At 52.1% G+C, this 12,974-nt stretch carries 12 protein-coding genes and 1 pseudogene; 10 read left to right on the top strand and 3 right to left on the bottom strand.

The features are described 5' to 3' along the window. Positions 1-260 precede the first annotated feature (260 nt). Positions 261-1,445, bottom strand: coding sequence for a substrate-binding domain-containing protein (locus BSZ32_RS13670; protein WP_105043926.1), 1,185 nt, complete (start codon positions 1,443-1,445; stop codon positions 261-263). Between the two features lie 211 nt (positions 1,446-1,656). On the opposite strand from BSZ32_RS13670, the gene BSZ32_RS13665 reads away from it, so the two are divergent. The 10 genes and pseudogenes from BSZ32_RS13665 (at position 1,657) to BSZ32_RS13625 (ending at position 11,921) form a co-directional block, all read left to right on the top strand. Continuing rightward, positions 1,657-2,838: a sialate O-acetylesterase gene (locus tag BSZ32_RS13665; protein ID WP_206018854.1), complete on the top strand. Its 1,182-nt coding sequence runs from the start codon at positions 1,657-1,659 to the stop codon at positions 2,836-2,838. A gap of 210 nt (positions 2,839-3,048) precedes the next feature. After that, on the top strand, positions 3,049-3,393 hold the full coding sequence (locus BSZ32_RS13660) for a DUF6288 domain-containing protein (protein WP_105043925.1): 345 nt from the start codon (positions 3,049-3,051) through the stop codon (positions 3,391-3,393). Positions 3,394-3,557: 164 nt separating this feature from the next. Beyond that, positions 3,558-4,266, top strand: a pseudogene (locus tag BSZ32_RS20390) (sulfatase-like hydrolase/transferase); the annotation flags it as partial. A 26-nt stretch (positions 4,267-4,292) separates the two neighbouring features. After that, positions 4,293-4,415 carry a hypothetical protein gene (locus BSZ32_RS20160; RefSeq protein WP_276308440.1) on the top strand — a complete coding sequence of 41 codons (123 nt, stop codon included), beginning with the start codon at positions 4,293-4,295 and terminating at the stop codon, positions 4,413-4,415. A gap of 1,029 nt (positions 4,416-5,444) precedes the next feature. Then, entirely contained in the window at positions 5,445-6,308 is an 864-nt protein-coding gene (locus BSZ32_RS13650) for an alpha/beta hydrolase (RefSeq protein ID WP_105043924.1), read from the top strand. A 196-nt stretch (positions 6,309-6,504) separates the two neighbouring features. Further along, positions 6,505-7,503, top strand: coding sequence for a sialate O-acetylesterase (locus tag BSZ32_RS13645; protein WP_206018853.1), 999 nt, complete (start codon positions 6,505-6,507; stop codon positions 7,501-7,503). Between the two features lie 467 nt (positions 7,504-7,970). Continuing rightward, the gene (locus tag BSZ32_RS13640) at positions 7,971-8,507 is read left to right on the top strand and encodes a sigma-70 family RNA polymerase sigma factor (protein WP_105043923.1); all 537 of its coding nucleotides are present in this window, start codon (positions 7,971-7,973) and stop codon (positions 8,505-8,507) included. Next, positions 8,504-10,495 (top strand): Ig-like domain-containing protein, encoded by a 1,992-nt coding sequence (locus tag BSZ32_RS13635; RefSeq protein WP_105043922.1) that lies wholly within the window; start codon positions 8,504-8,506, stop codon positions 10,493-10,495. Before BSZ32_RS13640 ends, BSZ32_RS13635 begins: the two co-directional genes overlap by 4 nt. Next, positions 10,425-10,874, top strand: coding sequence for a hypothetical protein (locus BSZ32_RS13630; protein ID WP_425500430.1), 450 nt, complete (start codon positions 10,425-10,427; stop codon positions 10,872-10,874). The genes BSZ32_RS13635 and BSZ32_RS13630 overlap by 71 nt, the downstream gene beginning before the upstream one ends. 360 nt (positions 10,875-11,234) lie before the next feature. After that, the gene (locus BSZ32_RS13625; RefSeq protein WP_165788854.1) at positions 11,235-11,921 is read left to right on the top strand and encodes a PEP-CTERM sorting domain-containing protein; all 687 of its coding nucleotides are present in this window, start codon (positions 11,235-11,237) and stop codon (positions 11,919-11,921) included. On the opposite strand, the gene BSZ32_RS18480 is transcribed toward BSZ32_RS13625, so the two are convergent. Together BSZ32_RS18480 and BSZ32_RS18475 are read right to left on the bottom strand one after the other, a co-directional pair. Then, positions 11,899-12,309, bottom strand: a complete 411-nt coding sequence (locus BSZ32_RS18480; RefSeq protein WP_206018852.1) for a hypothetical protein — start codon at positions 12,307-12,309, stop codon at positions 11,899-11,901. The genes BSZ32_RS13625 and BSZ32_RS18480 overlap by 23 nt on opposite strands. Positions 12,310-12,419: 110 nt before the next feature. Further along, positions 12,420-12,704 carry a hypothetical protein gene (locus tag BSZ32_RS18475; RefSeq protein ID WP_129589761.1) on the bottom strand — a complete coding sequence of 95 codons (285 nt, stop codon included), beginning with the start codon at positions 12,702-12,704 and terminating at the stop codon, positions 12,420-12,422. Positions 12,705-12,974: the final 270 nt, after the last annotated feature.

Here is a 12,974-nt window from a genome sequence, read left to right as displayed (position 1 = left end):
TGAAAATGGCCTTCAGCCAATTGTGATCATGACGAGTATTCAGAAAATCACGCTACACGACAATTTTCAGTTCAAGAACCTGCCTACCATTGAGGTCGTAGCCACGGTACTTGTCGAGTAGCTAGTAGGCTGTAGCGAGTAGCTAGCATTTGAATAATGACTGCGTATTTGTGAATCAGCACTCGAGGTGTTTTCATGCTGGCTACTGGCTACTACATAGTGACGCCGAAAGCGCTCCGCTTTCCTCAATGGCCGGCTGGCTAGCGTTGGCTGTCTTTTGTGAAAAGTTGCTGATGGGTCTCACGATATTGGCTCGGGGGAATTCCTTCGATGCGGTTGAAGACCTTGTAAAAATGGTCGGCATCGCGGAAACCTGCCGCCGCTGCCACTTCTTTGATGGTGGAATTGGTCTGCGCCAGATGGTGCTTGGCTCGTTCGAGCCGGAGACGTGCGATTTCACCGGATATACTTTTCCCGAGTGCCTGCTTGAATCTTCTCTCAAGCCCCCGCCGGTTGGTGGTGACGCCGCGCACCACATCAGACACATTAATGTTGCGCTGACAGTTCTCTGCGATGAAGTGCAGGGCCTGGGAAACAATGGGGTCATTGCAGGCGTAGAGATCAGTGGATTGCCGCGGAACGATGTCTGAGGGCGAAATCAATATCGTGCTTTCAGCTAAACTTTCGCCGTTCATCAGTCGCTCAAGTCTAGCGGCGGCCTGGTAGCCGACTTGGGCAAATCCCATATCGATGCTCGTCAGCGTAGAGGGAGGCGACTCGCAGATGCTAGTCTCGTTGCCCGTACCAATCACGGCAACATCCTCAGACACCTTGAGATTGTTGGAGCGACAGATATCCACTAAATAGCGTGCGTGGAGGTCGCTACTCACCAAGATTCCAATGGGCAGTTGCCAGTTTTTCATCCAATCCTTGATGCTGGAAACAAACTCTTCCCATCCCGGCGCCGTGCCAGTCAGCCTCGATCTTGAATACAGCTGCGCACTGCAGCGGTATCCATGCTCTGCCAGCGTTGCTCTGAATCCATCGTATTGCTGCCGAGCGTTGATGTCAGTTTGGCAACCCATATAGCCAAAATTGGAGAACCCTCGGCTCAAGAGATGCTCCGCTCCCATTTCACCGGATCGGTTATAGTCGGGGAAAACTCCCGGCAAATTCTTCACCTGCGAGTTGAGCCAGACGTTCATCAGTGGAGTTTTGGTTTTCTCGGCATACTCGGCGATGGCTGGGGTGGCGCGGGCGATGATCCCGTCGAAGCTGGTTCCACTTTCTGAGATCGGTGTTCGATCCACCGCTGGATGGATTTGGCAATTCCAGCCCATCTCATCGGCGTACTTCTGGCATCCCGCGAATACTTCGAGGTGTTGCTTGTAGGCCCACTCCATTTCTAGAGAGATGGCGACATGTCGCGCTGGATTCTTGTTCATTGGTTCTGTATCTTCGACTTATTCTAAAGCTGTCGCAAATCAACGAACATTATCCGCAAATAAAAGTCAACTCTATGCGTAATTCATTGAAACTTCTACGTAATTCCATAGAGTTCATCGACCTAGCGCGATGTGGGATGCTTCCTACGACGCCACTGTGTGCTATATAACCTTATTGTTCGCAAATTAATCAACCAACCAAAAACAAATAATGAAACCCTATCTACTCTCCCTCATCCTCGGTGTCGGTTTATGTCTTCCCGCCGCTAATGGCCGCACATGGACCAGCTCTGACGGCTCTAAAGCCTTTGAAGCCGAGCTCACATCTTACGATCCTGAGAGCGGAAAAGTTGTGATGAAAAGGAGCGACGGAAAAACGCTCAGTTTCAAGCAATCCATTTTATCTGAAGAGGATCTCGAATTTCTCAAGGCTGAAGGTGTGAAGTTGGTTGTGAAAAAAAGCGGCGGCTCAAAAACAGCTGTCAAGGCAGTGCCTGATGTGCTTCCCGCTCCCGATGGTAAAGAAGCCGACATGAGCAAGCCGGTGCAGGTATTCATTATGATGGGTCAATCCAATATGCTTGGCTTTGGCGATGCTGGCGTACTTAAGGGAATCGCTGCAGATAAATACCCGTACCTTGTGGATGATGGAGGTGCCTGGAACGTGCGGAAGGACGTTCGCAATGTTTTCTTCAATAATGGCACGCAGAGTATCAATGAGTGGATGACCGCTGAGAATGGTAGTGGAAGAGAAAGGATTGGTCCGGAAATCGGCATTGGGAATTATCTGGGTGAGGTTATTGACGCGCCTGTGATGATATTGAAATCATGCGTGGGCAATCGTGCTCTGGGCTGGGACTTGCTGCCACCAAGTGCGGTAGGCACTGGAAGAGACGGTCTATCCTATCAAGGCGACTCGGAAAGTTCGAATCGGAAAGTAAAAGCAGATAAACAGGGCTGGTATGCAGGCCTCCAGTATGACCTAGACGTAGGTGTTGCTCAAGATGCTCTTAAAAAATTATCTACCTATTATCCAGACGCTAAGGATTACCAAGTTGCAGGGTTTTTCTGGTGGCAGGGAAATGCTGAGCCTGGCAAGGGGAACGTCGAGAATTACGACAAGAACCTGGCTTTTCTGTTCAATGATCTGAAAAAAGATTTTAACGCACCAAATGCCAAGTTTGTATGTGCCACATTGGGTGAACATGATAAGAGCGCCACTCTTTCTCAAAAGATGTTTACCTTCGCCAAGCAGGAAAAAGATGCCGAGGTTTTCTATTCGAAACCTGTCTCCTCGGGAGGTAGCGGTGGTCACTACAGCAAAAACCCTGAGACCTACATGAACGTCGGTGAGGGCATGGGTAAGGCAATGGTCGAACTCTTGAGCAAATAGCTTTCCCGCTCTCACTTGATCGACCTAGCGGCCAAAACGTACAATAGCAGCGTGAAATTCCAGCAATGTTGATCAGCAATGTGCTTCAACTCCACAACCACTTCCCATGCCGGGAAGTGGTTTTTTTGTGCCGTTAGCGGAGATTATAGCTACAAATTGAAACATCTGAAATAAAACCGTTCAGATAAAGGTATCGATAGACCTCGATAAATGATGACCATTCCCATGAAATCACACCAGCTCCACCGCGCCGTTTTTGTTGCCCTTCCCATTCTTTTGTTTGCCTTGCCAGCTTGGTCGGCTCCACGGCAATCGGTCGAGACCGTGCCTGATCTGACCCGCGAGATCGATTTCGAACGCAAGGCCGAATTCCATCTCGGCCCAACCGGTGCCAAAGGATGGATCTACAACCCAAAGAACTACATGACCACCCAGGCTCGGCAGATCCTGATCACCCATGTCGAAGCCGGATCGGCTGCCGATGGTGTGCTGGAAGTCGGAGATGTCATTGTTGGAGTAGAGGGCAAGCATTTCATGAAAAAAGGGGTCAGGTGATAATTCTTGCAACTCTCCCCCACAGAAGCCTTCGAACATGTGTGGCCCGTCATTTTCGATTTGACATACTACTTGATTTCAACGGCGGATGCGCCTAAACCATCTATATGCTCATAAAGAACATCCAGCGGATACGTCTTTACTTGACCGCCAGCGTATCAGTCATGATTTTTTCCCAGCCGCTACTGGCGACCACACGTCCTAATGTGGTGGTGATTCTTTCAGACGACCAAGGGTGAGGCGACCTCAGCCTAAATGGAAATACAAACCTGAGCACGCCTAACATCGACAAACTGGCGGCGGAAGTGCCCGCTTTGACCGGTTCTACGTCTGTCCCGTCTGCTCGCCCACTCGCGCTGAATTCCTCACGGTCGATACCATGTCCGCAGCCACGTCTACTCCACCTCGGCCGGGGGCGAAAGAATGGACTTGGAGGAGGTGACCATAGCCGACACATTTAAGGCCACCGGCTATGCCACCGCCGCATTTGGAAAATGGCACAACGGGATGCAGTACCCCTACCATCCTAACGGTCGGGGGTTTGATGAATATTACGGGTTTTGTTCCGGCCACTGGGGCAACTACTTTAGCCCATCACTGGAGCACAACGGAAAGCTCGTGCAGGGCGATGGCTTTGTTGCCGATGACTTCACCAACAAGGCAATGCAGTTTATCGAGCAACACAAAGACCAACCGTTCTTCGTCTATCTTCCCTTAAATACGCCACATTCCCCGATGCAGGTGCCGGACCAGTGGTGGAACAAGTTCAAGGATAAGGATTTAAAAATGCTCCACCGGGATCCTCAAAAAGAAAAACCAGTCCACACCCGCGCGGCGCTGGCCATGTGTGAGAACATCGATTGGAACGTCGGATCGAATCTTATGTCAAAAATTTCAAAATGATGAAGCTCGGCGTGTTAGACCTAAAAAAAGGAAGCGGCGCACTCAGTCTGAAAGCTCTCAGCAAACCGGGAAAATCCGTCATGGAGTTTCGCCTCATTCTACTCACACGCTTGGAATAACTAGTGAGAGAGCTCAAAGGGTTAGTAAATAATGTTAGTTCTCGAGTTATTTTGTTTAATCTTGAACACACTACACGACAAAAATTTAAGCACTGGATTCTCCAATCAATGTGATCGCTCAGTGTGACAAAACCTCGGAGTGCTGAGGCTTGACGCAGCTCTGGTGAGGCTGTGGCTTGACACATGGGGTAGGAGGTTCAAGTGTGCAGTTTTCAGTGTTCAGACTGATAGGATGAAGCCTGTTGTTTATAGCGTGGTAGTTGAGTTGGGGTGATTGGGTCGGTTGTGGCTGGCTTACCCCCACACGCGTCGAGCCGCGCCCGCCGCAGAGCGGTGTCGAGCCACACGCACTCCAGATCATCAGAAACCCATTTTTACAATTTTGAGAAATTTTGTACGAAAAATTGTCGTGTAGTGTGAAAGCAAATATCCAACAGCCAACAAGGAATATCCAACCGAACAAGGGACTCGTGAATCAACGCGCCAAGGAAGGAATGCTGGTCAAAAAACAAACTCCGTCATGACGCCAACATCCTTGGAAATTGGATATTCCTTGTTGGCTGTTGGATATTCCCATTTCACCTATCTCTCGATGCACGACAAAAATTTAAGCACTGGATTCTCCAATCAATGTGATCGCTCAGTGTGACAAAACCTCGGAGTGCTGAGGCTTGACGCAGCTCTGGTGAGGCTGTGGCTTGACACATGGGGGCGGGAGTTTCAAGTGTGCCGTTTTCAGTGTTCAGACCGATAGGATGAAGCCTGTTGTTTATCGCGTGGTAGTTGAGTTGGGGTGATTGGGTCGGTTGTGGCTGGCTTGCCCCCACACGCGTCGAACCGCGCCCGCCGCAGAGCGGTGTCGAGCCACACGCACTCCGAGAGAGAGAGAGTGTGTGTGTGTGTGGTTATTGACTCTGGTATGATGAGCTTTGATGCATCAAAAACCAATTTTTAGAAATTCTGGTAATTCTGTATGAACAAGATTGTAGTTTAGTGTGAATCTTGAATAATGCGGCAAAAAAAATGCCCATGACCCTCTTCAAATATTTTTATATTACCTTGCTGCTAAGTCTATTCGCCCCATCGGCGTATTCGCTCGAGGTGAAGGGCATTACTCCCGACAAATCCCCCGTCTACAAGACGGTCGGAAAAGCTGAACTCAAGCTTCATATCTTTGAACCCAAAGGGCACAAACCATCCGACAAACGCCCTTCCATCGTATTTTTCTTTGGCGGAGGCTGGAGTAGTGGCTCGCCAAGTCAGTTCTATCCGCATTGCAAATATTTGGCCTCGCGTGGAATGGTAGCAATGTCTGCCGAGTATCGAGTCAAATCACGCAACAAGACAACTCCGCTCGAGTGTGTAAAAGACGGAAAATCCGCCATCAGATGGATGCGTCAGCATGCAAAGGAACTCGGTATTGATCCAACGAGGATTGCAGCGGGCGGAGGATCAGCTGGCGGACATGTAGCGGCCGCTACAGGAACCACCCAGGGAATTGAAGAAAAGGGTGAGGATCTGAGTATCAGTTCTCGTCCTGCTGCGTTGGTCCTCTTCAATCCAGTTTTCGACAACGGGCCAACAGGCTATGGTCATTCCAGAGTCAAAAAATACTGGAAAGAGATCTCCCCCATGCATAATATCAGCGAGAATACCCCTCCAACGATTGTTTTTCTTGGAACCAAGGACGACCTCATCCCAGTAAAGACGGCTGAGAAATACAAAAAGCTAATGGCCGACAGCGGTCGTCGCTGCGACCTGAAACTCTACAAAGACCAAGGCCATGGGTTCTTTAACTTCAGGTCCAAAGATAATTATTACAAGACGATTGTAGCAATGGATCAATTTCTCGAATCGCTGGGATACTTAAAAGCTAAGCCCATCACCCCCTAACCCCGCCATAACAGCCCCTCCTAAAACACCCTTTAAAAAAAGAAGATTCGCCGTAAGACCGCATTGAGGCTATACGTATCAGACTATGCCTCATCTCATGGATTGATCCGTGGGTCAGGTAAACATCCTCGACCTCGGATCTATTTTTTCAGGACGCGAGACTACAGAACCAACGACAGACAACATCAGTCAAGTAATGAAATCGAATAAAGTAATCAAAACGTCCTGCCTGCTGGCAGCGATGACCCTCGGAATGGCCGGAATGGCATCCGCTGACAGTAAACCCGCCGACATGAGCACGCCTGTTCAGGTCTTCCTGATCATGGGCCAGTCCAACACCCTGGAAATGGGAAAGGTCACTCCCGAACTCGGCAAGAAATACACCTTCCTCGCAGATGATGCGGGTGCCTGGACCACCCGCAAAGACGTGCGCAACGTATCCGTAATGGTGGGTAAGCACGGCATCTACCGCAACGACTGGATGACCATTAGCGGCAAAAAGATCGGCATCGAAATCGGTATCGGACACCAACTCGGTAACGCCATTGACGCCCCCGTGATGGTGCTCAAGAGTTCTATTGGTAACCGCGCCCTGGGCTGGGATCTCCTGCCTCCAGGAACTCCTCGCTACTCACACGGTGGGAAAGAGCAGCCCGGCTATGGGGAAACCTACCCAAGTAAGAAGGACAAGAGTAAAATCGTAGCCTACGAAAAGGGTGGAGATATGCTGCAGTGGTATGCTGGAAAGCAGTACGATGATGACGTCGCCAACGCCAAAAAGATCCTCGCTGATATAGGTACATATTATCCTGGTGCCAAGAGCTACGAAGTCGCTGGCATCATCTGGTGGCAGGGCGACAAGGACATGCGCAACGCCGCACACGCCGCCGAGTATGAGAAAAACCTTGGTCGTCTTCTCAAGGCGCTGCGCAAGGACTTCAACGCACCGAAAGCAGCCTTCGTTTGCGCTTCACTGGGTCAGACCGATGAAAGCGACACTGCGTCCGGTCATGGCAAACTCATGACAGCGATGAAGAGCTTCGCCACTAGCAGCGACGACATCGGCTTTGTATACAGCAAACCGCTACTCGGCGGTCCCGGTAGCTCAAGTAGCCACTACAGCGGTAATGCTCAAACCTACATGAACGTAGGCCTTGCCCTGGGTGATGAAATGGTCAAGCAACTCAAGAAGTAGTCCCCCAAAACGACTCAACGAATCCTCTTGGATTCAGATCAATCATGGGCTGGTGCACTCGTTGCATCAGCCCATTTTGTTGCTTGTTAGAAGTCCTAGGGTCACCACACTCGGGAATTTTTAGACAGAATTAACAAAATGAACAGAATGAACAGAATTTCTCAAAAGGGTGGGCTAAAAAAAGGACGAAACCTTTCATTCTTTCTGAAATATCGCAATTGCATCGGCCATCATTGGTTCATTCTGAAAAATTCTGTTAATTCTGTTCATTCTGTCGAGCGCCGCAGGCATCAACCTAGATAGTCTCCGTAGATAGTCTCCCTAGTGTAGGAGCCCTGGTAGAAGTCCCAGAATTTGTTTTGATTGTTGCCCGCGAAATACTTAGCTTGGTCGCTTCGGGCTTGCCCTCGAAATAAATGACAAATTCGCGTAACGTTTTGCTCATTCACATGATTGATTAAATAAGGATGGAAAGTGAGTCTACAAAACCTGAGGAATCTCAGCCCTACGTCGCACAGCTGATCGCACATCAGGAAGACCTGCGTGCCTTTATTCACTCGTTGTTGCCCAACAGCCCGTCCGCCGATTATGTGCTCCAGAATACCAACCTAGTGCTCTGGAAAAAACAAAAGTCCTTCAAACAGGGAACCAATTTCCACGCCTGGGCCTTTAAAATCGCACGCATCCAGGTCCAACACCAGTATGACAGAGCCAAGCGCGAGACGCGTCTTGTCTTTTCCGAATCCCTCATCAACCATATCGCCAACGCCGCAACCGTAAACATCCCACACGAGCGGACGCTGAACATTCTCGAAAGTTGCATGAACAAACTCAATGACAAGCAACGCCACATTGTCGACGCCCGCTACACCCCCGGCGAATCGCTCGAGCTGCACGGAAAACAAACCAACACCAGCCCGGGAAGTCTGAGGATCTCGCTCTTCCGCATCCGCGCCATCCTGAGACGCTGCGTCGAAACCACCCTCGCCGGAACACCGTCATGAATTTACCCGATCTCGAAATACGCATCCAACAACTGCTGGATGACGAGCTGACAGCCGAGCAGTTTGCCAAACTCGAATCCGAGCTTCTGCAAAACCCCAAGGCGATGGATCTCTACCTCAGCTACACCAGGCTGGATAGTGGCCTGCAACGCCATGGCTCGTTCCTAGCAGCCGTGGAAAAAATGCCGGTCGTCCCCATGGAATGGATCCTCGCCCAACAACGCAAGCGCTCAATCCGGATTTCCCTGCTCTCGGCAGCAGCCCTCATCGCCATCATGGCTACGGTCATGTGGTTCACCACCGTCTCCCACACACCACATACCCTCGCCACCGTCCACGTCACCCCCGGCACAGATTTCACCCTCACCCACAACTCCGATGACACCCTCCCCGACAGAAACACCCTAGCGAAAAATTCCCGCATCGTGCTCCGTCACGGCGTCGTAGAACTCATCCTGCCACACGACGTCCGCGCCATCATCGAGGCCCCGGCAGAAATGATCCTACGCGACGACCGCACCCTCGAACTCAACCACGGCCGGGCGTATTTTAAAGTCTCATCCACCGACGGCCAGGGCTTCACCGTCGTCACACCCCACCAGCGCATCGTCGACCTCGGCACCGCCTTTGGTATCGATTGCCAAATTGGCAGCAACGAGGTGGAACTCCACGTCCTGCAAGGACGCGTGCGAGTCGACAGCAAACAAAGGGACAAAGGGGAAATCATCCATGCCAACCGCTCGGTCCTACTCACCGGCATTGATATAAAACACGACCTCGACGGCCCACCCGCCGCCTTCCTCCAAAATTTACCACCAAAGATCGACATGCTGCTCGATGAAAACTTCGAGACCGGACTCATCGCCAACCGCGACTACGTGATCCAAATGGATCCTACCGTGATCCGCGACCTCGCCGGCAACGACTTCGGCGGCATCGATGATGATACCACCTGGAACTTCAACACCTTGGCCACCACGGCGACCGTTTTGCCGACCAGCGCAACTTGGAATTACTTTCATCCACTAGATGCCGTTGACCCTGCTGTAGCCGATACTGATTTCAATACGACTTGGTACACACAAAACGATGCTGGCAATCGCTACGATGGCCCTGCATTTTCGGGTTCCGGCTCTGGCCTGTTCGGCTATGGTTCGCCTGGAGGTATCCCTACTGTAAATATCGGCACGCCAGACTCTGGGAAACGCTACACAGCCTACTTCACCACAACCTTCGACCTAGGTGCCATCAGTGCTTCAAGCGTCACTGGCTTGACGGCCAACATCATGGCCGATGATGGTGCCTTTATCTACATCAACGGACAAGCTACCGGCAACTACCATACCTCACCTGGAAACGATACCTATCTCGCAGGGATGGATGGACATGGTAATGTTGAAGTCTCTACGAACATCACACTCGATCAATCATTGCTTGCCGATGGTGTGAATTCGATTTCAGTATCAGTTCACCAAAGGAACAACGACAGTTCCGATCTCGGTTTTCAAATGGCTGTAGAGGCCACTTTTGAACCTATCTCCGAGCCCACCACCACCGCTCTTCTCGGCATCGACGACGACCCCGCGCAAGCCCCCCCGGCTTCGGGCACGCGCGATGACTCGCCGCCCGTCTTGATCGCCGCCTACCCTGCCGACGACTCGATGAACGCGACACAGGGAGGTCAGTTGAAGATGCTGTTCAACAAACCCATCAAATTCGGCACCGGCAGGGTGTTTATCCAGAACGTCACCAATTGGAGCGAAAACAAGCTTGCCGTATGGGACGCGAGCATGTCCATCGACGACAGGATGCTGACGATCAACCCTCCGATCGATCTCGAAGACGGCACACGGGAGGTGGGCTGGCTCGCAGGATGGCAAACCGACGCCAAAGTCACCTTCCTCAACCCGAGTGGCAATGGCCAATGGTATAATAACGATGGCTTGCAGGATAAAAAAACCACCCGCGCTGATCGGATCCATGCGTAGCGCAGGAATGGTCAGCATCAACCAAACCATCCGACGCGAGATCGGCACCATCACCACAGACAGCCACTACACCGTCAGTGCCACCATCGGAGTGCGGGCCAAAAACGCCAAAAACCCGTCCACCTTCCCCGGCTACACCATCCGCTTGGTCTCCGGCGACACCACGCTCGCCCAACTCACCAGCAACACCCCGCCCGGCCCAGCTAATAGCGTGAACACCGTCGGTTTTTCCTGGGATGCCACCAGCCTACCCGATGGCATCCAACCCGGCGACCCACTCACCATCGAGATCATCCCAGGAAAAGCCAACGGCCTCACCCCCGGATACCTCGACCTCAACGCCCTCCGCATCTCCGTCCTCGGACAGGACGGGAGATAGCAAAGGCTGCGTTCTTGGGTTGCCGAGGGACAGGATTGTCCCTCCTCCCCAGACCCGCGAAGCGGGTTAAAATAGGGAGTGTGGACAATCCTGTCCACAAGCAGAGGATATGTGAAGTAGCCCGTCTTGACGCGCCGTAGCCTTCGTCGGCGAAGGAGGTTGGAGTTTAAAGCTCTCTGACTACTTCAAACCGCCCGCAGGACAAATAATAGAAGATTCTTTGTAACGTTCCCCGATTCACATGATTTATGTTGTGAATGTGGACTTGCAGTGACCACTGACCTGCAAATCCAAACAAACGTAAAAACACACTAAAGAAACCACTAAATCATGAAATTGAACAAATCAATGAAAACAACCATGTCCCTCGCGGCGTTCGCTCTGGTCACCAACTTGGCCAGCTCAGCCGCAGTTACAACCGTTTTAACGGACGCCGCAACTTGGGATTACTTGCATCCACAAGATGCCCTTAACCCTGCGACCGCCGATACAGATTTCAATACGACTTGGTATACACAAAACGATGCCGGCAATAGCTACAATGGCCCTGGATTTAATGATTCCGGCTCTGGCATATTCGGCTATGGCGCGATTTCAAATGGAACAGTTACTGAAGATATCGGCACGCCTGCCAGCGGCTCTCGCTATACGGCCTACTTCGTCTCGACCTTCAACCTAGGTACCATCGCTGCGAATACGGTTACTGATTTAACAGCCAACATCCTGGCCGATGACGCTGCCTTTGTTTATATCAACGGACAACTTGCCGGCGGTATCAATATAGTCGGACTTAGCGACACCTATTTCGGTCTAGCGGCATCCTCTGGTAACGAAGCGTCCCTCACCACGATTGCACTCGATCAATCATTGCTTATCGATGGTGAGAATTCGATTTCAGTCTCAGTTCACCAAAGGAGCAACGGTAATACCGATCTCGGTTTTACAATGGATGATCTGAATGTTACGTCTACAGCAGTCCCAGAGCCCACCACCACCGCCCTTCTAGCTCTCGGTGGACTCGCCCTCATCCTCCGTCGCCGCAGGTAACGGCTATGGCGCGACAGGTCCTCCGTCGCCGTAAGTAACGATTGAGCGTGTAATACGAATCAACAAGAGCCGGCTCAGCCAAATAGGTTGAGCCGGCTTTTTTCGGTCTAAACCCCGGGTACCGGGGCACCATTGGCCCAACCCTGAACAGCAAATGCCTATCAAAAAGCCATTTCGAGCCATCCTTCTCCTTTTTCTTGTCACAGCTGCGCCTCTTGCGGGTCACGGGTTTGTGGATCAGGAGATCGCGGAGGTGACGAGACGCTTGGAGACGAAACCCGGCGATGTTGATTTGCTCATGCGCCGCGCCACCTTGCATCGGGCCCATGAGGATTATGCGGCGGCGAAGGCGGATCTCGTGGCGGTGAAGAAGGATTCCCGGCGCCATTCGGAGGCCCTGCTTCGTCTCGCTAGCCTTGAACGCGGACAGGGGAAGTTGGCCGCGGCCGATTCGGCACTCGCTCGCTACTTTTCCATGGGCGGCAAAGCACCGGAGGCCTATCGGGAGAAGGCGCGCCTCCATACCGACCAGAAACGAGCCAAGCTGCGGCAGGAGCATGGCTCAAGTACCTCAGCCTCGCCAAACAACCGACGGCCGACGAATTCATCGAAGCCGCCGAGACGATAAACACGAGTGGTGACCCGTCTGCCGCCCAGCTGACGGTTCAGCGTGGCCTGAAGCGCTATCCGGCCTCCATTCCCCTGCATCGTGAGGCAGCTTTCCATCAACTCCGCTTGGCCCGCAAGGCCGCTGTGGTGGAGCGCTTTACCGGTCTTCGCCAACGTTTTCGCCGGCGGGGGTGACCGACGTCCTGAATGGCGCCGCTAATCCGTCCGGTCCCGAGGCACGCAAGGCGTCCCTGCCAATCAGTGGTTCATCCGGGTTCCTTCGCCTCGAGGTGACGCGACCCTAACGAATCTGTTTTCTTCCCTCCGCCAGAGCTCTTTTGTTAGTTGTAGAGACTCCGCGGAGGGGAGGAATGAGATCGTGCGTTGTCCACGCTCCCTATTCACGGGCCGAAGGCATAGGGAGGAGGGACAATCCTGTCCCTC

It is taken from the genome of Rubritalea profundi, from assembly GCF_002954445.1.
Lineage (GTDB): Bacteria > Verrucomicrobiota > Verrucomicrobiia > Verrucomicrobiales > Akkermansiaceae > Rubritalea > Rubritalea profundi.
Note: the sequence above shows the minus strand (reverse complement) of the source record. Positions and strands in the feature narration are given on the sequence as shown.